The organism is Maribacter sp. 6B07 (assembly GCF_002700155.1).
Classification (GTDB): domain Bacteria; phylum Bacteroidota; class Bacteroidia; order Flavobacteriales; family Flavobacteriaceae; genus Maribacter; species Maribacter dokdonensis.
In genome coordinates this window covers 336,227-358,350 of sequence record NZ_PDUT01000004.1, presented here as the reverse complement: position 1 = coordinate 358,350, position 22,124 = coordinate 336,227, and the positions used below count along the sequence as shown (strand labels likewise).

The following is a 22,124-nucleotide window of genomic DNA, read 5'->3' as shown; positions in this document are numbered from 1 at the left end:
ATGAAGTAGACTAGATAACAAAAATCAATATTGACTTCATTGGTTGTAAAAAGTAAGTTCTTATTTGCTGATCATCAAAACTGATCTTAAATTAGCGATGCATAAAAGTTGAAAACAATGAAAGTATTAGGAATAGGCTCTAGAATATCACATACGGAATTTGGTAATGGTGTAATTACAAACGTATCCAGTAATATGTATTGGGTGACATTTATGGATAGTGGTTTAGAAACTATTGATATAGATTCTGACTACGAGGTAATCGAGGCAATTGAAAATGAAGTGGATACGGTTAGTTTTTTTGACGTGGAAAGTTCATTGGTCTCCATTTTACAAAAATGGAGCGACGCTACCCAGCGTGTTGCCATAGCCGATAAATGGAAAGGTGGTAATTTAATATTAGAACCAGGTGAGGCTGGTTTAAGTAATAAAGAGATACCTATAAATACTTTTTTTCATAAAATAGTGATGGTTCGTGATCGTATACGGGTTATGGAGCAAAAAATAAATTCCAGTAAAAATTTAGATGATCAAGAGAAGATAGATCTTCAACAATACATTACCCGTATCTATGGCAGTCTAACAACCTTTAATGTGTTGTTTAAAGCTAAAAGTGATCATTTTGTGGGTGATAAGGGGAGCAAATAGGCTGCTCAATGGAAATATGTTATTTCTGGATATAAAGTGATTTTAAGATTTCATATTGTTTTTTAACAATAGCTTCGTTTAAACCATGGGCTGCATTGGAGACTAAAACATATTCTTTTTTTGGAGCCCTGATTTTTTCAAAATAAGATTGATTTAATTTTTTTGAACAAAGAATATCACCTTCACCTTGTATTAAGATGACAGGTAGGTGAAAAGATTGTGCCGTTTTGTTGAAATTAATGTCCTGAACCATTGATTTTATACCAAGATCCACATCGCCAACAAGGTTTAAAAATGAATAATCATCTCCGTTGTAGCGGTCTTTACTGTCTTGGTTGTTTTCATATGCAGGATCTATTTTGAACCAGGAAGTTGGAGCAGGGGCAGCGTTTTCTTTTTCATACTGTTTGGTTATACGTAATAGTTGACCATAGGTTTTGGCTTTTGAATAAGGAGGTGGTCCTAAATCTTTAAGTTTTAAAATTATGGATTCATCTTTTTTTGTTTGTGCTATTTGGTGCACTTCTGAATAGGCATTTTTAATGTTTTCTGAAAAGTGGACAAATTGTGCATGGCCAATATACGCATGAAATAAATTTGGATTCTTTTGAGCCATTAAGGTACCAAGAATTGATCCCCAAGAGGTACCTATTAGTATGATTTTGTTTTTGTTAAAGCGTTCAAGTAAGTATGTAGAGACCGCAATACCATCATCGGTCATTTCTGCAATGGAAAGCGGGTTGTTCTGATAAAATGTTTCATTGACTTCTTCAGGAGCATTTTTTCCAAATGTTTTGCCGGCCCCGCGTTGGTCCCAATGTACAAGGGTGAACTCTTTTTCCCAATTGGTAAATGGCTCGTCTTTGTAATGGCTCATTGTACTACCCGGTCCACCGTGTACAAATAAAATAATTGGATTGGTGATATCGTTGCCGTTAATGGTTATCCATTGTTCAATACCACCAATGGTTATAAATTGTTCTTCTGATATTTTGGTTTGACCAGCAACTATATTAAATAATAAAAGTATAACACTAAGTGGTAATGGTTTTAAAAGCATTTTAAGGATGGATTGATGATGAATACTTTAAGATACAAAGATGTGAGCAATTTTTTAATTATGTTGTGGGCATTTTTAAGTTTAATAAAAATTCGATATTTACTATTTTCTGTTAAGATTTAAGGTTCGGTTGTAAACCGTAATACTGTTTTTAACTTACTTTCAGGCGTTTTCCTGAAATCGGACAAGTAGATTTCTTTGTGAATTTTAGATTTTCTCTTAAGCCCTTTATTCTTGGCAAATGTTTCCATTATTTTAAATGTTTCGTCTTCCTTGTCAAAACTGCCCATGTGCAACATTTGAATACAATCACCTTCATCAATTGTCTTGAATTTTACCTTGTCAAGCACTTTTTGAGGCTTTTTATTCTTTACAAGTTCAAGCATTTCATTAAAGTAATCACTTGTAATGAAAGCGGGTTGCCGTATCATTAACTCAAAAACCAATTCATCTTTATTGATTTCTCCGGTGAAATTTAATTTTGCTTTTTCAGAGATGTCCCAAAAACCTTCTAAAGGGTAAACTGTCCAATCCATATAATTGTTTGGTAATAGTTCCATTTGTTTTAGGTTCATTTTAATTGTGTAAGCCGTACTGTATAAAGCTTGTACGTGTTCTTGAAAAAGTTTGCTGTTAGGGTTACAAGAACCCTTAATCGTGATATATTGAAATTGCGGAATGGTAATAAGTACAGGTTCCTTTTTAGGAAGGTAAATATTCTTTTCTTTTTTTCGCCATTCGTGTTTAAGGGAGTGCGCCATATAAACAAAGTAAATAAATATGTACTAAGGTTGCATTTAAAAATATCTAAATGAATTATAAAAGTAACCGCAGTGTTTATGCAAACAGAAAGTTATGTCTCATTTCAGCCTAGTTTTGATATATTTTTTTGGAACTATAGTTTTTTGATAATCATTGGTTATTTTAGGATTAAAATTATTTTATGGGACAGATAATAACATTTGGCGAAGTTTTAATGCGAATATCACCACGCGGCAATAAGAAATTTGTGCAATCTAATATTGTGGAATTTTATTTTGGAGGAACAGAACTGAACGTTGGTATATCCATTTCTAATTTTGGAGGAAAAGTAAAGCATATTAGTGCCGTTTCAGATGATTTTATTGGTGATACAGCAATGACCTATATTCAAAAATTTGGTGTAGATACTTCCGCTATCGTAAAATCAAAAAGACCTCTTGGCGTCTACTTTTTAGAGGTAGGTGCGGTAATTAGACCTAGTATGATCTCTTATAACCGTTCACATTCGGCATTCTCAGAAATTGAACCATCTAAGGTAAATTGGGAAACGGCTTTAGAGAATGGTGAATGGATGCATTGGACCGGTATAACACCTGCGCTGTCAAAAGGTGCTTATGACTTGCTAAAAGACGGTTTAAAACTGGCAAGAGAAAAAGGGATGGCGGTTTCTGCAGATCCAACTTACCGTAGTGGACTTTGGAAATATGGACAAGATCCTAAAGAAGCTTTGATAGAACTTTTAAATTATTCAACAATTTTTATAGGCGGAGTAAATGAAATTAATGAAGTTTTAGGAACAAACTTTGGCTATGATAATGAAGATTTCATTGAAGCAAGTAAACAGTTGATTCTTGAATTTCCGAGTATTGTAAAGGTTTTTGATAAAATTAGAACTTCTTTAAATTCATCATGGCACAAAATAAGAGCTAGAATGTGGAACGGTCAAGAATTTAGGGAAACTGAAGATATTGATATTACACATGTTGTAGATCGTATTGGGACTGGAGATGCATTTGCTGCAGGGTTAATTTACGGACTTCAGCAATATGATGATTATAAGGCTATGGAATTTGCAAGCGCAGCATGTGCTTTAAAACATACGTATGAAGGGGATGTTAATTTTGCGACGGTGAGCGAGGTGAATAATATTATTGCTGGAAATCTAACAGGTAGGTTGGTTCGGTAAATGCTATTTTTCCAAGATTAATTAAAGCGGTTCTATCAAATAAAATACTATCGTTTACACGTTAGCTAGTCGCGGTTATTTTAATGCTGCCGGTTATAGTACATGATTGTTTTATGGTATTATAAATGGTACCATACTCCTCAATATTCTTTTTCAAAAGCGATTTGTTTATTACGTCATCATCACTATAAATGGTTAAAGAGTACTCAATCTCATTCATTCTTGAGGGGTTTTCTAGTCTTACCGCAGATACTTCTAAAGATGTTTTCTGGTAATCAAATTTCATCATCATAGAAAAACGTTCCACATTTTTGAGCATACATGCAGCAAACGAACTCAAAAATAGTTCCGCTGGGTTAGGGAGTGTATTTGTTGTTTTAGCGGTTGTCCCAAAATCAATAACGGATTCTTTTACATGGATGGTGGCATCGTTCTTTGATTGTGAAGTGGCAAGTATGCTGTAATTCATCTTGAAATAATTAAAAAATGTACTTTATGTGACATTCAGTTAGCTACTTCAAAATTATATTGAATTATAGAATTAACAGCTGATTTATATCATACTAATCAGGTTCGTCCTTAGAAAATGTTTTTTTTAAACATAATTATAGAGTAGGTGGTGCGTATTTGTTTCTAAAATTAAAAACCTTTTGAGAAGGTCCTTTTTTTTGCAAATAATCTAATAGTTCAACTGCATTTTCCACGCTTGGAAAATCTCCTTCAGCAATCCACCACATAGCAGTAGAGACTTTTCCAAACTTTTGAAACCATTCTTTTCTTCTTTTTAGAAAATCTGTATGTAAAGTTTTGAAAACAAAGGTTTCTAAAGATGCTATAGATTCCCATACCGAGATATTAATGATCACCTGCTCGTCATTATAAGGATTGAAACTTGTTGCGTCGTTATTTTCATCTTTAAGTCGCCATACAAACCCTTCGCTATGTTCTGCTAAATTATTAACCTTGTCTAAGTTATCAACAAACTCTTTCATAATAGGATCATTAATATTCACTCCTATCATACGTGAAATATTGATTTGTGCTAACTGGTATTTTTTGTCTAACATAATATTTGTTTAGAATACATTTAAAGACTATAACTTACAATATATGAATTAGATAAATAATACTAAACAGCTTCTTTCTTTTCCGATAAGTATTTCCAATAACGCTTAGGTACATGTTGCACATGTAGTTTTGTATTAATACGAGATTTAATAGTGGTACTTTTAAAATAATTGTTCCAAAGGTCCTGATATTCAAATTCTTCATCGGTGAACACAGAACTTTTTTCAAGTGTATTTGAATGTATATCGGTTAAATCAAGCGAAATGATTTCAACGGTATGTAAATCATAGAAGATTCCGTATTTACGTTTTACATCATAAATGATCCACTGTTGGTCTGCGTATCTATTTCTAAAATGTTTGGAGATTAAAGGTAGAACATCAAAATCTGGTTCTATGTTTGCAAAATAGACATTGTCCTTTGTTAGTTGAAAACGTATAAAAGCTTCCATACGGTGTTTTTCTCTCCCTACTTTATGTGCAAGTTGATTGATTTTTAAAACTCCGTCATCGCTAAAATCTGCAGAACCGTAATATTTACTGCCCATAAGTTTTTGAATATAATGATAGAGTAGGGCTTCAATATTATTGTGCTCGCTTAGAAAGGAAAAATAGATGTTCTTTATTGCTGTATAACTCTTTTTTTGAACACCGTTCCATACTCGTTGTGCTTTTTCAACATTGGTGAAAATGGTTTCATTTTCTGCAAAAAGTCCACTTTGTAGCTGATTGTTCCTCTGAATATCTGCGTGCGTTAATTTCTGCTCAAATCCGGTGAATACAGCAGTTAAAAATCCGTTGAAACTGCCATCGTAAATTAAGGTTTTAGAAGCGTTCATACCTATAGTTTTAAAAGTTGAAGAAAAAGATTCTAGAAATTATTTTAAGTCTTTTTTTAATTTTACTTTTTATAAATACCAAATGGTATCCAATGGATAATATTTTACTTTGAACACGAGCAATTATGGTATTCAGAATTGAAATTTGAGAAGTGGTTAAGGTGTTGTCCAGGGTGTCCATAATGTGTTTATTTATTAAATGGTTACTTTAATTAAATAGGGATAGTTGATTGCTATGTATATTTTTATACTTACTATTTTGTGATTGTAAAATCATACCTTTAATTTTATTTGCATCAAGATCTCTACGTTCCCAATCATTAGAATTGCATATGATAAAATACTGAGCACGATTTAGGGCTACTCCCATTTTTTTAAGATGTTCCCAGTTGAGATTTCTATATTTCCTGCCACTTATTATTTTATGTACAGAACCCATTCCTATGCCTGGTATACGTGCTAACATTCGGGCTTCTGCTTTATTGATATCAATAGGAAAATGATTAAGATTACGTAGCGCCCACATTAATTTAGGATCAATATCCATATCAAGATTGGGGTTGTTGACATCTAAAATTTCATTTACGCTGAATCCATAAAATCGAAGTAACCAATCTGTTTGGTACAATCTATTTTCTCTTAACATTGGTACTTCAGAACCCAAAGAGGGCAATCTGCTATCACTGGATATAGGTACGTAGCCAGAATAATACACACGCTTCATTTTAAAATTTTTGTAAAAGTGGGTGGCAGAATACATGATGTCCTTATCGCTTTCGCCTGTAGCACCAATAATCATTTGAGTACTTTGACCGGCGGGTGCATATTTAGAGGTGCTTTTAATAATTTTCTTCTCCTCTTTGTAGCGTATAATTTCATCCTTTACCTTTTGCATAGGTTTAATGAAATCTTCATGTTTTTTGTCTGGCGCCAAAAGTTTAAGGCCGGAAATAGTGGGGATTTCAATGTTGACCGATAAACGATCAGCATATAAACCGGCCTCATACATTAATTCATCGCTTGCACCTGGTATGGATTTTAAATGAATGTATCCATTAAAATTTTCTTCTTCACGTAGTTTTTTAGCTACTGCAATTAAACGCTCCATGGTATGGTCTGCGCTTTTGAAAATACCGGAGCTTAAAAATAAACCTTCAATATAATTTCTTCTATAGAAGTTGATGGTAAGGTCTACTACCTCTTGAATTTTAAAAGCAGCTCTTTTAATATCATTACTTTTTCGCGTAACGCAATAAGCGCAGTCAAAAATGCAATGATTGGTCAATAAGATTTTTAACAATGAAACGCATCGCCCATCTTCAGTATAAGTATGGCAAATACCATTACCGGTATCGCCTAGACCATTATTCTTGTTTTTTCTGTTACTTCCACTGCTAGAACAAGAAACGTCGTATTTAGCGGCATCTGCTAATATGTTCAGTTTTTCTTTTATTCGGTTAAAATCCATATTTCTATTTGTAGTTAATCCAAAATTATGGAAATATTCCTAATTATGGAAATAATCCAAATAATTAATTGGATATAATCCATAATTAGTATATTTGAGGTGTCAGGAAAGTTAATGTCTTGATAGAAAATGACTTACTATGGAAAATGAATTGACGTTAAAACGATTTACAGATTTACGTAGGGAATTGGGTTATACCCAAGCGGAGTTTGCCTCACTAATCGGCGTATCGAACACCACGGCAGATATAGAACGTGGAAGAACAAAACTTTCAGGTAAAGTAGTATTAGAGTTATTAAAACAATTTAAAATCAATCCTCTTTGGTTGTTTGGGGAAAGTGAAGAGCAGTATTTGGAAACATCAAAAACCAGTGTCATACCAAAAGTAGTTACGGTTGATTCTGCCAACCGGGACAATATGGTTTTGGTAAACGCCAAGGCAGCAGCAGGGTATCCGCAAAATATTTCAGATACCAGTTGGTATAAACAATTGCCAGCATTTGATTTGCCTATTCCAGAATTTAGAAATGCAACCTATAGAGGGTTTCAGGTAGAAGGAGATAGTATGTTGCCTAATTTACATCCGGGTGAATGGGTGTTGGCTAGAGCTATTGAACACATAGATTATGTAAGTGCAAATAAAATGTATGTCGTTGTTTTGCAAGATTCCATTATGGTAAAGAAAATAGAGAAACGACCTAACTCAAATAATATCACGCTGGTTTCTTTAAATGAAACTTATCCTCCTTATGATATTAAGCCTTTTCAAATACAAGAAATTTGGGAAGTTAGTAGTAAGATAACTTTTAATGTTGATGCAACTACCGACAGTGGATTGTTACGACAATTACAAGAGTCTATGAAAGAGTTAAAAGATCAATTACAGCATGTTAAGAAAGTTAACTAAAGAATTGGTTTAACATATAGTCCGCTTTCTTTTAGTTTAAATCCTAAGCTTTTGTAGAGTGAAATGGCGGCTGTTCTATGGTGTCCGCTAAACAATAGTACCGTACTAAGCTTTTCTTGTTTTGCGTGTTCAAGCAGTTTTTTCATTAGTTTTCTCCCTATACCCTGTCCTCTATATTGCGAAGAAACTACAACATCTTCAATCATGCCTTTATGGCCAGAGACTACTTTGTATTTTGCCATCATGGCTATACCAACCAGTTTTTCCTTGTCCAAACAAACGACAACATCTGTAGTGTTGTAATCCGATAGAGCGGATGCTAGGTCCAATTGAGTTATTTCGGCATTGAGCTCTTTATATAATTCGGTTAGTTGAGATTGTAAATCTGCTGTAACTTCGTTAAATGTGATTAGTTTAATGATTAGATCCATAGTTTAAAATATAATTATTTACCCACAACCTCTCCCATAGATATTGATAAAGGACCAAGTTTATGGAGAGTAGGTAAAAATACTCCGCTTTCTGTTTTTGTCCAATCTTGCCACGTAGCTTCAACTCCGCCTATGGGAATGATCTTAGTCCAAAGTTTAAAGCTTTTTGGTTTTCCGCTAGGTTCTATGATCCACATATAAGAATCACCAGGTGTATCTCCGCCTTGGGTATAGGTTACCAATAATGCTTCAGAACCATCTTCTAGGTCTACTAAATAACGTTCTGTTCCATGGTCAAAAACTTTAAATGGGGCTACTAACCAAAAAGAATCATTGTTGAAATAACTTTGGGCTTTTTCTATTAAATCCTTAGTTTTCTCATAAGAGGCACTTGAATTGTTGATTGTAGCCTTACTGGAAGAAGGGGTGATCAGGTCTAAATGTACCGTGATATCATTCCATGAAACGGAGACAATTTCTTTTCTTCGATCCCATTTATAATGATGGTAACCACGAAAAGACCATTCCAAGACATTGGTGTTATTATAATTTTTGTAATTAAGGGCATCTAACATTCTATAGGCTAAAGCATCTGCTTCCGGACCAGATTCTCCTGTAGGTAGGGGTTCATTATATAAATAATATAATACACCATAACCAATGGCAAGCACTAATGCAAGTATTCCAATAAACTTAAATAGTTTCTTTATCATATGTATTATAAAATATTGATTTAAAATTTATTATAATAATATTTAATTCCCAAAATTATAATTTTTAGATACATCTAAAACCCAACTGCAGCGTCATCACCGCGTTTATCTGCACCTCCTTCAAGCTTGCCGTTGTCTAAAACACGTATAGCATCTACTTTGCCTATAATGGGTGTTCTTTCCTCGTTGATAATATACCCTTTTGTTTTAAGCTCATCTGTAAGAGTGGTAGAAAAACCGTCTGGTTCAAAAATTACCATATCAGGAAGCCATTGATGGTGAAATCTTGGTGCGTTGACAGCATCTTGCATGCTCATTTTAAATTCATAACTATTTAAAATAGTCTGGGCTACGGCGGTTATAATGGTTGAACCTCCAGGGGTGCCAACAACCATCCAAAGCTTACCATTACGTTCAACAATGGTTGGGGTCATACTGCTCAACATCCTCTTTTCTGCAGCAATACTGTTTGCTTCCGCACCTACCAGTCCAAACATATTTGGTACGCCTGCTTTTGCGCTAAAATCATCCATTTCATTATTTAAAAAGAAGCCTAGCTCATCTGAATAAAGTTTAGAGCCGTAAGCACCATTGAGAGTCGTTGTAACAGATACCGCATTACCTTCTTGGTCTATGATGGAGTAGTGCGTGGTTTCCATGCTCTCAATAATTTCAAGATTGCCATGTTGTACCTCGGAAGATTTGGTGGCTTGACCAAAAGAAAAATTAGCCATTCTTTCGTTTAGGTAATCCTCGCTTAATAATCGGTCAAAAGGTATATCTACAAAATCTGGATCACCCAAAAAGTAATTTCTATCCGCATAGGCTCTTCTAGATGCCTCGGTAAATAGTTGTACCATTTTAGGACTGTTATGTCCAAATTCCGCAACATCATATTTCTCCATCATCTTAAAAATTTGATTTATGGTAACCCCACCACTACTAGGTGGACTCATGGAAATAATATGCAAATCCTTATAGTCAAACGTAATTGGATCTCTCCATACTGCTTGGTATTTTTCTAGGTCTTGTTCTGTAATATATCCACCTTTTTCTTGAATGAACGCTGCTAATTTTTGAGCGACTTCACCTTTGTAAAAACCATCTCTGCCATTTTTGGCGATACTTCTAAACGTTTTTGCCAATGCAGGATATTTAATAGTATCGTTTTCTTTGAATTCAGTAGCAAATTTGGTGCTATCACTATTTACTTCTATAAACTTATCTCGTTGACTGGCAAGTCTTTTTTCTTGATTTGCAGTAACCACTACACCACGTTCGGCCAGGGCAATTACCGGGGCCATAATCTCTTCAAGAGGTAATGAACCAAATTTTTTGTGTACTTCTATAATACCGGCAACTGTGCCAGGTACCCCAACTGCGGTTGCTCCTAAAGTACTTTTGTTTGGTATTACGTTGCCCAGGGAATCCAAATACATGTCTCTATGGGCAGATAGGGGAGCTTTTTCACGGTAATCTAGAGCTCCTGTTTCTCCGTTTGCTTTTCTATAGACCATAAAGCCACCGCCACCTAGATTTCCGGCAAAAGGATAAGCAACTACCAAAGCCATTTCCGTAGCAACCATGGCATCAAAAGCATTACCTCCTTTTTGCATAATGTCGCTTCCTATTTTTGAAGCTTCTTCACGTGCGGAAACAACCATTGCCTTGCTGGTAACTGTTCCGGTTGGTGCGGGTGGATTCTCTTTGCAGCTGCCAAAAATCACGAAAGCTGTCAGTGAAATGGCTAATTTTAGATGGTTCATAGTTGGTTAAATATTTAGGTTAATTAAATGTATTTAATATTTTGATAAATAGAATTTTAGTATATTAATTATTTAATAGCGATATGTACTTATGTTTTGAAAATGTAATTAACTCTTCAAAAAATTCGGTGAATTCTTTTTCAAAAGAATCATAATGTTCTTCTAGGTCTATAATGGCAAAATTCATTTTAGATTTGTTTTTCGTTCTTCGGTTCATACCATTCAGTACATTGCCAATGCCTTCCATTTTAGAATAGTTGTAAAGCCAATTGTCAGAAATCATATACGGCATCATGCGTTTTACACCTTCAGGTAAAATTTCATAATTATCTTCCAAGAGGTCGTAAAAATCTTCTACAAATATGTCTAAAGGTGTGTCGGAATATTTGGACCAATTTTTAGCTAAAAAATGGTCGTAATAGATGTCTACGATAACTCTGCTATAGTGACTATAATTGGCATGCAATCTTCTACTGCTAATCTTTGGGATACTATGCGCATCTGTATAGGTGTCAATATGTCTGTGTAGTTTTATGCCCTTTTGAACTTTTGTAGGTAAGTGTTGAAATTTATTAGCGCGAATACTATCGGCAATAAAGTTGCCAATGGTGATTTCTCTGTCTCCGAATGATAGAAAGATATGTGCTAAAAAATTCACGCTATTATTTTTATGCTTATAAAGTCGAATTTACAAAGAAGCGCAATAGTGGTAAAAACTAACCGTTTATATTTGCAAAAACTTATTAAGAAATATGACACTTATAAAATCCATATCAGGAATACGAGGAACAATAGGAGGTAAGCCAGGAGACAACCTTACACCGATCGATGCGGTAAAATTTGCTGCTTCTTATGGGGTCTGGTTAAAAGAATACTCTAAAAAAGAAAAGTTAAAAGTGGTAATTGGTCGTGATGCTCGTTTGTCTGGTGAAATGATCCAAAATCTTGTTGTATCTACTTTGGTAGGTTTAGGTATAGATGTGGTTGATCTTGATTTGTCAACGACGCCAACAGTAGAAATAGCAGTACCTATGGAAAAGGCGGACGGCGGAATTATTCTAACCGCTAGTCATAACCCTAAGCAATGGAATGCTTTGAAATTACTCAATGAAAGAGGGGAATTTTTAGATGCCGCCCAAGGTGCTAAAATTTTAGAAATTGCGGAAAAAGAATATTTTGAATTCTGTGATGTTGATGATTTGGGGCAGATAAACAAGAATGATAGTTATATAGATATCCATATCGATGAAGTGTTGAATCTTTCTTTGATTGATGCAGAAGTCGTTAAAAAAGCAAAGTTTAAAGTTGTTGTTGATGGTGTAAATTCTACAGGAGGTATTGCCATTCCAAAATTATTAAAGGAATTTGGAGTAGAAGTAGTTGAGCTGTATTGCAAGCCAACGGGTCATTTTCCACATAACCCAGAACCGTTAAAGGAGCATTTAAAAGATATTTGTGACCTAGTCGTGAAGGAAAATGCCGATTTTGGTATTGTTGTAGATCCAGATGTTGATCGTTTGGCCTTTATTAGCAATGATGGTGAAATGTTTGGCGAAGAATATACTTTGGTTGCTTGTGCAGATTACGTGCTTGGTAAGACCAAGGGGAATACGGTTTCTAATTTATCATCTTCAAGAGCATTACGTGATATCACTCAAAAACACGGAGGTACCTATGAAGCTGCGGCAGTTGGTGAAGTGAACGTGGTAACAAAAATGAAGAGCAATAATGCTATCATTGGTGGTGAGGGTAACGGAGGTATTATCTACCCAGAGAGTCACTATGGTCGAGATTCTTTGGTGGGTACCGCATTGTTTTTAATGTTAATGGCTGAAAAAGGTGGTACTGTTGCAGAATTAAGGGCAAGCTATCCTAGCTATTTTATGAGCAAAAAGAAGATTGAGCTTACACCAGGTTTAGATGTAGACGGAATTTTAAAGTCAATGGCGGAAAAATATGCCAATGAAGAATTATCTACTATTGATGGTGTTAAAATTGATTTTACAGAGAACTGGGTACACCTTAGAAAATCGAATACAGAACCTATTATAAGAATTTATACGGAAGCTAAAAGCCAAACCGAAGCCAATGATTTGGCAGATAGAATAATTGGTGAAATAAAATCTATTGCAGGTTTATAGCTTTAGTTATATCTATTTAAAAACCCGAAAGTAAACAATCTATTTTCGGGTTTATTTTTGTTGTATTTTAATTTACTTCTGCAAAAGCCGCCGCTTTTTTATCTCTATGTTTCCAACGTTTATGGGTCCATAGATAATATTCCGGTTTTTCTCTTATCTGTTCTTCTGTTAGTCTAAGAAAAGTGTTGGTTATCTCGTGTTCCTTGGTTTCTTTACTGTTTAGGGCAATAGTTATGAATTCGGCTTTGTAATGACCTCGTTTCACCTTGCTTACTTTTAAGAAGACTGTGGCCAATCCTGTTTTGCGTGCTAAAATTTCACCTCCGTTGAATATGGGTACGGTAATTCCCATAAAATCGGTCCAATAATGAGCTCTATGAGCTTGTGGAGATTGGTCGCTTACCATACCGTAAGTTGCCCTTACGTTATTTCTGAAATTTTTAATTATCGTTTTAGCGGTTTGTGCTTGGGTAATTAATGTGGTGTTCCATCTGGCTCTTACTTTTCTAATAAAATTGTCAAAATATGAATTGTTTACTTTTTGGTAAACGGCATAGCCTTTGGAGTGTACAAAATTATTTATGCTTACGTTCCACTCCCAATTGGCGTAATGTGCGCATAATATAATGATGCTACGCTCTTTTTCAATTTCAAGCAAAACTTTCGGATTAACTATTTGATATTTTTTAGCAACGGACTCTTTACTGAGGTTCATAGTTTTGACCATTTCAAGAAAGGTGTCGCACAAATGTTTGTAGAAGTCTTTTTCAATACGATTTATTTCATTTTTGGATTTCTCAGGAAAGACCAAATTTAAATTCTCTTGAACAACCTTTCTTCTGTAACCAAAAACGCGGTAAATGAAAAAGCAGGCAAAATCAGATAATCCATAAAACAAACGATGCGGCAAAATAGAAACAACCCATAAAAAAGGATAGATCAAAACAAAGGCCAATAGTTGCATGCTGAAAAAAATTATGGGCAAATATAACTATATTTGAGGCCAAATAAACAGTAGATAATGTACAACCTAGATTTAGCGACAATAGCAATAATTGCGGCAAATGTATTGGTTTCAATGAAAGGGTTTAATGATACCACCTTTTTTGAAAGATATAAATTTAGTATAGGAGCTATTAAAGCGGGACAGAAAGATCGTATGGCAACTTCTGGTTTTTTACATGTGGATATTTCGCATTTGTTGTTTAATATGCTAACGTTGTACTTTTTTGCTGGTGTTGTGATCAATTGGTTTGGTCAAACCCAGTTTTTAATAATTTATGCTGTTAGTCTTTTGGCTGGTAGTCTTTTGGCATTAAATTTTCATAAGGATGAGCCGTATTATTCTGCTGTTGGTGCTAGTGGTGCGGTAACCGGTATTTTATATGCTGCAATATTATTACAACCAAATATGCAATTGGGTATTATGTTCATACCAATTCCTGTTCCTGCATATGTTGTTGGTATTGGTTATTTATTATATTCTATATATGGTATGAAAAAACGATTGGGTAATATAGGTCATACGGCCCATTTTGGTGGCGCTATTGGTGGTTATGCCTGTACATTGTTGTTTATGCCTAGCTTATTACAGACCGATACTTTAATGGTGGGGTTATTGGCATTGCCAATTATTTTGCTTTTTGTTTTAGGTAAAATGGGAAAAATTTAAATTTTTCTTAAGTTTTGTAATACTATTCTGTAAGATGGTCTAATATATTGTGCATTTCATCGGATTTCTCTGTGAATAGACAACAATACGGCAATTCGGGTCGTTAATGCAAAAACCCGAATTTAAAATGAAATCAAACCTATCTATCAGAAAATCATGGCTACTAGCTATTTCGGCAGTAGTTTTTATTACAAGTTGTAGTGATGAAACCACGGTTTTTGAAAACCCCGAAGATAATTTAGTAAATGAAACAGATCAGTCAAAGCTTTTAAATAGTGTAAGTTTTGATGAAGCAGGTGTCCTTGATATTTATGAAGACCCATCTGCTAGCGCTAAAAGGTATAATACTACCGGCAAGGCAGAACCTGCTGGTGACTATCCGTTGACCCTGGTAGCTCAAATTGATCCTCCAACATTTACAAATGGTGAAAATTTAGCAGCAACACATGTCGCTTTAGACGGTGATTATGGTTATGTCTCTTATAACACTGTAGGGCAAGACTATGTTGGTGCAATTGATGTTGTAAACATTAGTGACCCTAACAATCCTAGAGTTACATCTAGGGTGTATTACACCAATGCGGATTTGAATTCCATTGCTTATGATAATGGATATATATATGTAGCCGGTGGTGTAGACTCAGAACAATCTGTAACCGCCACGGCAAACTCATTGGTTGCTAAAATAGCTGTTAGTGGTGGTAGAATAAATACATCTAACATAAGCTATGGCTTCCAAGAAGGTTTTAATGCAACAGATGTTCGTATTGTAAATAATGATGTAGTGGTAACTAGTGGTCAAGACGGCTTTGTAGTTATTTATGATAAAAACGATTTAAGCGTAAAAAATGAAGCTGCTTTTTCAGATTTGCGCTCTGTAGCATATAACGGTAACGAGTTGGCGGTATTAGATGCTGCGGAAGGCGTTAGTTTTTTAGATACCAATTTAAATACTGTTAGAAGCATAGGTATACAATCAGATTTTGGAATAGATGCTAAGCGAACATTGGATTTTTTAGGCAATAATATTATTGTTTCTGAAGGTACAAAAGGAGCTGGAGTGTACAATAGTGCATCTGGAAGCTTTGTTGAGTATTTACCTATTTTAACTAATCCTGATAATGCAGAGCCTGGAGAAATTGTAACCAATGGCGTTGCAGTAAATGATGATGTTCTTTTAATGGCAAATGGAGCTGGCGGATTAAGTCTTTCAGAAACAAAAGCTGATAATACTGTTGGTGTAGGCGTTATTGAGCTTACGGGCTCTATTAATTATGTGGCATCAAAGGATGATTATATATTTGCTGCCTCTGGTAAATCGGGCTTTCAAATTATTAAACTGAATAGACCAAGTGAGAGTTTAGAAGAAAGATGTTCAGAGCTTTCAAATTATTCTGGTAGTGCTAATCTGAACGTGAATAGCGGAGAAGAGCTGGCTTACAGTGGGTCAAAGAGGTTTAATAACGTAAATGTTAATGGTTCCTTATTACTTTGCGGATCATGGACAGTTAAAGAAGGTGTGGTTATTAATGCTAATGGCTTGTTCGAAATGAACGGTACCTTGGTTGTGGGTAGAAATAACCGTCAAAGAAATATAACCATCAATTCTGGTGCAACCTTAATTGTAGAAGGTGATTTAGTTATCTATGGTAATTTGGTACTAAATGATGGAGCTTCCATAGCATTTTTAGGTAATGATTCTGTAATTGCCGTAACTGGTGAGGTTATTAAAAATGGTGATGTTACCGTTACGGGTAATTTTAATGACTACTACAACAAGTTTTAAGACTAAAATCAAGTTATAAAAAAATCCCCTAGGCAACACCTAGGGGATTTTTTTATAAATGAACTCAAAAACTAGTTCAGTAATTCTGCAACCTTAGCCTCTAAGGCAGGTCCTCTTAAATTTTTAGCAACGATAACACCATTTTCATCTAAAAGAAAAGCAGCTGGTATAGCGTCAACATTATATAATTTTGCAATTTTATCATCAAAGTAAGCGATATTGGAGATATGATTCCATTCCAAACCATCTTCGGCTATCGCTTTTTTCCAGGCTTCTTCGGTACGGTCTAAAGAGACGCCCAAGATATTTAGCCCTTTATCGTGGTACTTTTTGTAAACAGCAACAATATTGGGGTTTTCAGCTCTACATGGTCTGCACCATCCTGCCCAAAAATCTATTAATGTAACTTTTCCCATTACATCTTTTAATGCAAGAACGCTACCATCTAAACTAGGTCCTGAAAATTCTGGAGCCTTAGCGCCAATACTTGAATTTTTTCCGGCCTCTTCAGAAGCTTTTAATTTTTCTATGCCTTCTTGAATTTGTTTTCCTGTCTTGCTGTTTTTGATCTCTTCGGACAACGTTTTGTAAATTTCCTCGACTTCTTCCAATCCTACCGCTTTTGTTGCAATGGCTCTATCTAACACTAATGCGGAGATAAGTGCTTTTGGGTGGCTTTTAACGTAGTCCAATTCAAAGGTTTTGTACTCTTCTTGAAGTTCTTTCATTTCATCCTGCAGGGCAATAGCGGCCTCACCAGAAGCAGATTTCATATCTTGCTGTATAGATTGGGCTTGAAGGGAGATTTCTCTTGACTGTTTCATGTAATCGGCAAAAGCATCATTTTGAAATGTTCCGCTTATTTCAGCAAACCCCATACTGTCTCTTTGGGCGCTAAAATCAATTTCTCCATTTTCTAGTATTACCGCGGTATATCCTGGTAGTTGTTCTACAAAAATATAATGCAGTTCTGGTATTTCGGCTTTACCGGTAAATGTAAACTCACCATTGGTAGTGGTTGCGGTATCTATATCCATTGGTTGGTTGTTCTCGCCAATGGTTTTGAGAAAAACACGGGTTCCATCAGTCAGTTCCCCTCTTAGTTTGCCGTTAAGGGTAAAGCTTTCCGGTTTAGAATTACAACTGAACAATAAAATTCCGGCAAGCAGTATTACAATACTATATTTCATATATCTCACTTAGGTTAAGCTACAAATGTACTTATATATGAGATATAAAAAAAGACCCTTAACGCAAGGTTAAAGGTCTTTTTTCTAATACTATTTTTGTAGTTAGAACTGGTATCTAATTCCTAGGCCTATATCAAAATCAAAATTGTCCGAGAACCCATCGTATCCTATGACACCAAGTTCTGGTCTAAAGTCTAGAGATAGAATTAGGGGTATGTCAAAATTGTATTCAATACCTATGTCTCCGGCCGCAAATATAAAAAGACCGCCATCATTGTCGTTATTGGGGTTGTTTGGGAAGTCTACGCTTCCTAAACCGCCACCAACACCGTAGTACCAATTGAAATCTCCTTCAATAGGTCTTACCCATTGGTAAAGACCGGCTAACTTAAAAGCGTCAAAGTTTCTACTATCTCTCCATCCTAGGTCAAATTCTGCTCTAGTGTATCTAGTTAGTGATTTTTGATAACTGATCTCTGCGCCAAAGCCATCGCTATCTCCTAATCTTAATCCAAGTGCGTGATCGGCAATATCTTGAGCGGAAATTGTACATGTTGCCAGTAAAGACAACGCTATAATACTTTTTAAAATCTTCATATAGTTATAGGTTTTTGTGATGAAAAATGAGCCAATTTATAATGTGGCTCACACAATAAAACTTAATTTAGCAATCAAAATTGTGTTACGTTGGATAATAATTTGCTTTCAAAGTTACGAGAAGATTTAGAGGGAGATGTACAATTTGATAATCTTACCAAAACACTTTATGCTACCGATGCATCGGTGTATCGTAAAATACCGTTAGGTGCGGCTTTTCCAAAATCTGTTGAGGACATTAGGAAAATAGTGCGTTTTGCCAATGATGAAAACATTAGTCTTATACCTAGAACTGCAGGTACTTCATTAGCGGGCCAATGTGTTGGCGATGGTTTGGTTGTAGATGTGTCAAAACATTTTACCGACATTATTCGTGTGGATGAGGCTAAAAAACAGGTTACTGTTCAACCGGGAGTCATTAGGGATGAACTTAACGAATATCTAAAGCCATACGGATTGTTTTTTGGTCCTAATACATCAACATCTAATAGGTGTATGATCGGTGGTATGGTAGGTAATAATTCTTCTGGTACCACATCTATTCAGTATGGAGTTACCAGAGATAAAGTTATCTCGATGAAAACTATATTGTCCGATGGTAGCGAAGCAGAGTTCGGAAGGATTTCTACAGAAGAATTTAACCAAAAAATACAGGAAAATACATTTGAAGCTTCACTTTATAAGAAGGTGTATAATGAATTATCAAATAAGGAAATAGCTTCGGAAATTAAGGAGAATTTTCCAAAACCAGAAATTCATAGGAGAAGTACTGGATACGCTGTTGATGAGTTATTGAAAACAGATATTTTTGGGGGTGATTTGTCTTATTTTAATATGGCGGAACTACTATGTGGAAGCGAAGGTACATTAGCTTTTACAACAGAAATAACCGTGCAATTAGATCCTTTGCCGCCTGCACTTTCTGCCATGGTCATCACGCATTACACCACCTTGGAAGATTGTTTGATGGATGTTGTTCCGGTAATGGAACATCCATTACAATTATGTGAAATGATGGATAAGGTTATTCTGGATTGTACTAAGAATAACCGCGCTCAATTGGCGAATAGGTTTTTTGTTGAAGGTGATCCAGCGGCCTTGTTGATGCTGCAAGTATCTGCGCATACCAAACAGGAGTTGGATGATGCGGTTGCCTCCTTGCAAAAAACAATTGTAAATTCAGGTTTAAGTTATGCCAATCCTGTATTGTACGGTGATCAAATTGCCAAGGCTATTGAGCTGCGCAAGGCAGGTTTAGGACTCTTAGGTAATATTGTGGGAGATATGAAGGCGGTAGCATGTATAGAAGATACGGCGGTAGCATTGCCAGATTTAAAAGATTTTATTGCTGAGTTTTCCTTGATTATGAAGGGTTATGGTCAAAGTGCGGTTTATTATGCCCATGCAGGGGCGGGTGAGCTCCATTTAAGACCAATTCTTAACTTAAAAAAATCTGCCGATGTGGGCTTGTTCAGGGCAATAACAACCGATGTTGCCAAGTTGACCAAGAAATATAAAGGTTCTTTTAGTGGGGAGCACGGAGACGGTATTGTGCGTGCCGAGTTCATACCCTTAATGATTGGGCAAAAGAACTATGAATTGTTAAGAAGGATAAAATCATATTTTGACCCTAAAGGAATTTTCAATCCCGGTAAAATTGTTGATGCCTACCCAATGGACCAGTCTTTTAGGTACGAAGTTGACCGTAAAGAGCCAGAGGTTGATACGTTGATGGATTTCTCTGATAGTCAAGGTATTTTGAAAGCTGCTGAAAAATGTAATGGAAGCGGCGACTGTAGAAAAACAGACAAGGCAAAAGGCGGAATGTGCCCCAGCTACCATGCCACAAAAAATGAAAAAGATACCACAAGGGGTAGAGCCAATACCTTACGGGAATTTTTGACCAACCCAAATAGTTCTGCCAAAAATAGATTTGACAGCCCTGAAATTAAAGAGGCTTTTGATCTCTGTTTAAGTTGTAAGGCGTGTGCAAGTGAGTGTCCCAGCAATGTAGATGTGTCTACTTTAAAAGCGGAGTTTTTGTATCAATATCAAGAAGCGAACGGATATTCTTTACGCGGTAAATTGTTTGCCTATAATACTAAATTGAATGGTTTGGGCAGTAAGGTCTCTGGCCTGACCAATGCAGTATACGATTCTAAATTTCTTGGAGGATTATTGAAGAAAACCAGCGGTGTGGCAAAAGAAAGAAGCTTGCCAAAGGTTTATAGCTTTAATTTTGATAAACATCTTCAAAAATTTGATAATAAGAAAGTTATAAAAAGTAAGAAGGTTGTACTGTTTATAGATGAATTTACTCGCTATTTGGATATTGAAGTTGGTAAAGATGCTATTGAATTGATGACAAAACTTGGTTATGATGTTTCATTGTACTATGCTGAAAGCGGAAGAACATTCCTTTCAAAAGGGTTTTTGAAACAAGCTCAAAAATTAGCTATCAAGAATTCTGAACAATTACAGAAATTCGCAGATGCCGGGTTGCCGGTTTTAGGTTTGGAGCCTTCGGCAATTTTGTCATTTAGGGATGAGTATAAGCGAATGACCGGTGATAGGGAAGTTGCACAGAAAATTGCTGATAATTCTTTTTTAATTGAGGAGTTTTTAGCTAAGGAGGTAAGCGATGGTAATTTAGATGCGACCAGTTTTACAACTAATGCCAAAGACATTAAGATTCATAATCATTGTCATCAAAAAGCGCTGAGTAACCAGAAAGTTACATTTGATATTTTGAATCTTCCCAGTAATTATAAAGTGACTATTATACCTTCTGGGTGTTGTGGTATGGCAGGTTCTTTTGGTTATGAGGAAGAACATTACGAGACCAGTATGAAAATTGGTGGTTTAAAACTTTTTCCTGCAGTAAATAAATCTTCGGTAGAAACCATCATAGCTGCAAATGGAACAAGTTGTAGGCACCAAATTTTTGACGGGACCAAGAGAATCGCGAAACATCCGGTGAGTGTTTTAAAAGAAGCTTTAATTGCTTAGTTATCGGTAAAACCGTCTTTTGCTTTTTTAGACTCCCGTTCTTTTCTTTGGGTAATGGTAGCAATTAGCTCGTTCATGTTCATGGATTTGAGTTCTTCATCCATATAGAACGATGCTAGTTTGTCATTTTCATATCGGTACAGTTTCCAACGTTTAAAAGAATATTCCAGGGCGGTCATATGTTTTACCCAATCGCCAGAATTTAAGTATAGACATTCGCCCTTTTTGGTTTCAAAAAGCTGTTTGTTGGGAGAATGGCTATGACCACAGACCACATGGTCATAATGATGGTTTACCGCCATTTTTACAACGTTATTTTCAAATAGGGAGATTTGGCTTGGGTCTCTTTCGCCATAATCTAATTCAGGATTGGAGAACGGCTTGTTTTTCTTACCGAACAGTCCTAAAACCTTGGTCTTTAATTTTGCTAGTTTTAGCAAGGTATCAAAACCAGTTTCACCAAAATTCAATAACCAATGGGAATGTCTAAATGAAAAGTCAAAAATATCGCCATGAAAAAAAAGCGTGTTTTTGCCATTTAGCTTTAGAGAAAGTCTATTTGACACCTGAATGGTACCCATATAGATGTCATCTATTTTTCTAAAAGGTTCGTCCTTGTTGCCTGTTATGTAGTGTACCACAGTTCCCTTTGCCGCTAATGAGAATATTTTCTTGACTACCTTTAAATGTGCTGGAGGAAAGTAATTATTGCGCATTCTTTTTGCATCAATAATGTCACCGTTAAGAATTAGTATTTTAGGATCAATACTAGATAGGTATGTTAGTAATTCTTCCGCGTGACAAGCGTATGAGCCTAAGTGAATATCAGATAGAACCGCTATTTCAAGACGACGTTTTTTCAATGAGGGTAATTTTTAGGAC

The 22,124-nt window shown here is 35.5% G+C and carries 21 protein-coding genes; 7 read left to right on the top strand and 14 right to left on the bottom strand.

The window, feature by feature from the left end:
- Window positions 1-117 precede the first annotated feature (117 nt).
- The gene (locus CSC80_RS15725; RefSeq protein WP_091603838.1) at window positions 118-648 is read left to right on the top strand and encodes a hypothetical protein; all 531 of its coding nucleotides are present in this window, start codon (window positions 118-120) and stop codon (window positions 646-648) included.
- A gap of 19 nt (window positions 649-667) precedes the next feature.
- Here the strand turns inward: CSC80_RS15725 and CSC80_RS15720 are convergent, their stop codons facing one another.
- Window positions 668-1,708: an alpha/beta hydrolase gene (locus CSC80_RS15720; protein ID WP_099193006.1), complete on the bottom strand. Its 1,041-nt coding sequence runs from the start codon at window positions 1,706-1,708 to the stop codon at window positions 668-670.
- A gap of 119 nt (window positions 1,709-1,827) precedes the next feature.
- The gene (locus tag CSC80_RS15715) at window positions 1,828-2,469 is read right to left on the bottom strand and encodes a GyrI-like domain-containing protein (RefSeq protein WP_099193005.1); all 642 of its coding nucleotides are present in this window, start codon (window positions 2,467-2,469) and stop codon (window positions 1,828-1,830) included.
- A gap of 182 nt (window positions 2,470-2,651) precedes the next feature.
- Between CSC80_RS15715 and CSC80_RS15710 the strand changes: the two genes are divergently transcribed.
- On the top strand, window positions 2,652-3,656 hold the full coding sequence (locus tag CSC80_RS15710) for a sugar kinase (RefSeq protein ID WP_099193004.1): 1,005 nt from the start codon (window positions 2,652-2,654) through the stop codon (window positions 3,654-3,656).
- A gap of 61 nt (window positions 3,657-3,717) precedes the next feature.
- Here the strand turns inward: CSC80_RS15710 and CSC80_RS15705 are convergent, their stop codons facing one another.
- From CSC80_RS15705 to CSC80_RS15690, 4 genes are all read right to left on the bottom strand, one after another.
- Entirely contained in the window at window positions 3,718-4,125 is a 408-nt protein-coding gene (locus CSC80_RS15705) for an OsmC family protein (RefSeq protein ID WP_099193003.1), read from the bottom strand.
- Window positions 4,126-4,261: 136 nt separating this feature from the next.
- The gene (locus CSC80_RS15700; RefSeq protein ID WP_099193002.1) at window positions 4,262-4,723 is read right to left on the bottom strand and encodes a DUF3291 domain-containing protein; all 462 of its coding nucleotides are present in this window, start codon (window positions 4,721-4,723) and stop codon (window positions 4,262-4,264) included.
- A gap of 62 nt (window positions 4,724-4,785) precedes the next feature.
- Window positions 4,786-5,562 carry a TIGR03915 family putative DNA repair protein gene (locus tag CSC80_RS15695; protein WP_099193001.1) on the bottom strand — a complete coding sequence of 259 codons (777 nt, stop codon included), beginning with the start codon at window positions 5,560-5,562 and terminating at the stop codon, window positions 4,786-4,788.
- A gap of 208 nt (window positions 5,563-5,770) precedes the next feature.
- Window positions 5,771-7,030 (bottom strand): putative DNA modification/repair radical SAM protein, encoded by a 1,260-nt coding sequence (locus tag CSC80_RS15690; protein WP_099193000.1) that lies wholly within the window; start codon window positions 7,028-7,030, stop codon window positions 5,771-5,773.
- Between the two features lie 139 nt (window positions 7,031-7,169).
- Here CSC80_RS15690 and CSC80_RS15685 point away from each other — a divergent pair, with 139 nt between their 5' ends.
- A complete protein-coding gene (locus CSC80_RS15685; RefSeq protein WP_071342370.1) occupies window positions 7,170-7,937 on the top strand; it encodes a LexA family transcriptional regulator in 768 nt (255 codons plus the stop codon).
- Here the strand turns inward: CSC80_RS15685 and CSC80_RS15680 are convergent.
- The 4 genes from CSC80_RS15680 to CSC80_RS15665 form a co-directional block, all read right to left on the bottom strand.
- Window positions 7,934-8,368, bottom strand: coding sequence for a GNAT family N-acetyltransferase (locus CSC80_RS15680; RefSeq protein WP_058102906.1), 435 nt, complete (start codon window positions 8,366-8,368; stop codon window positions 7,934-7,936). The genes CSC80_RS15685 and CSC80_RS15680 overlap by 4 nt on opposite strands.
- 14 nt (window positions 8,369-8,382) lie before the next feature.
- Window positions 8,383-9,081 (bottom strand): hypothetical protein, encoded by a 699-nt coding sequence (locus CSC80_RS15675; RefSeq protein ID WP_099192999.1) that lies wholly within the window; start codon window positions 9,079-9,081, stop codon window positions 8,383-8,385.
- 74 nt (window positions 9,082-9,155) lie between these two features.
- Complete coding sequence (gene ggt / locus CSC80_RS15670) at window positions 9,156-10,847, bottom strand: gamma-glutamyltransferase (RefSeq protein WP_099192998.1); 1,692 nt, start codon at window positions 10,845-10,847, stop codon at window positions 9,156-9,158.
- Between the two features lie 64 nt (window positions 10,848-10,911).
- A complete protein-coding gene (locus CSC80_RS15665) occupies window positions 10,912-11,505 on the bottom strand; it encodes an acyl carrier protein phosphodiesterase (protein WP_099192997.1) in 594 nt (197 codons plus the stop codon).
- 94 nt (window positions 11,506-11,599) lie between these two features.
- On the opposite strand from CSC80_RS15665, the gene glmM reads away from it, so the two are divergent.
- Window positions 11,600-12,988 (top strand): phosphoglucosamine mutase, encoded by a 1,389-nt coding sequence (glmM, locus tag CSC80_RS15660; protein WP_099192996.1) that lies wholly within the window; start codon window positions 11,600-11,602, stop codon window positions 12,986-12,988.
- 67 nt (window positions 12,989-13,055) lie between these two features.
- Here the strand turns inward: glmM and CSC80_RS15655 are convergent, their stop codons facing one another.
- Window positions 13,056-13,973, bottom strand: coding sequence for a lysophospholipid acyltransferase family protein (locus CSC80_RS15655; RefSeq protein ID WP_343224355.1), 918 nt, complete (start codon window positions 13,971-13,973; stop codon window positions 13,056-13,058).
- Between the two features lie 36 nt (window positions 13,974-14,009).
- Between CSC80_RS15655 and CSC80_RS15650 the strand changes: the two genes are divergently transcribed.
- Both CSC80_RS15650 and CSC80_RS15645 read left to right on the top strand, forming a co-directional pair.
- Window positions 14,010-14,660 (top strand): rhomboid family intramembrane serine protease, encoded by a 651-nt coding sequence (locus CSC80_RS15650; RefSeq protein WP_058102900.1) that lies wholly within the window; start codon window positions 14,010-14,012, stop codon window positions 14,658-14,660.
- A 127-nt stretch (window positions 14,661-14,787) separates the two neighbouring features.
- Window positions 14,788-16,446, top strand: a complete 1,659-nt coding sequence (locus CSC80_RS15645) for a hypothetical protein (RefSeq protein WP_236973414.1) — start codon at window positions 14,788-14,790, stop codon at window positions 16,444-16,446.
- Window positions 16,447-16,517: 71 nt separating this feature from the next.
- Here the strand turns inward: CSC80_RS15645 and CSC80_RS15640 are convergent, their stop codons facing one another.
- Both CSC80_RS15640 and CSC80_RS15635 read right to left on the bottom strand, forming a co-directional pair.
- Window positions 16,518-17,636, bottom strand: coding sequence for a TlpA disulfide reductase family protein (locus CSC80_RS15640; protein WP_099192994.1), 1,119 nt, complete (start codon window positions 17,634-17,636; stop codon window positions 16,518-16,520).
- Between the two features lie 102 nt (window positions 17,637-17,738).
- A complete protein-coding gene (locus CSC80_RS15635; protein WP_074674106.1) occupies window positions 17,739-18,233 on the bottom strand; it encodes a hypothetical protein in 495 nt (164 codons plus the stop codon).
- A gap of 90 nt (window positions 18,234-18,323) precedes the next feature.
- Between CSC80_RS15635 and CSC80_RS15630 the strand changes: the two genes are divergently transcribed.
- Window positions 18,324-21,242 carry an FAD-binding and (Fe-S)-binding domain-containing protein gene (locus tag CSC80_RS15630; RefSeq protein ID WP_099192993.1) on the top strand — a complete coding sequence of 973 codons (2,919 nt, stop codon included), beginning with the start codon at window positions 18,324-18,326 and terminating at the stop codon, window positions 21,240-21,242.
- Here CSC80_RS15630 and CSC80_RS15625 read toward each other — a convergent pair.
- A complete protein-coding gene (locus CSC80_RS15625) occupies window positions 21,239-22,105 on the bottom strand; it encodes a UDP-2,3-diacylglucosamine diphosphatase (RefSeq protein WP_091603878.1) in 867 nt (288 codons plus the stop codon). The two genes, CSC80_RS15630 and CSC80_RS15625, sit on opposite strands and share 4 nt — an antisense overlap.
- Window positions 22,106-22,124 lie beyond the last annotated feature (19 nt).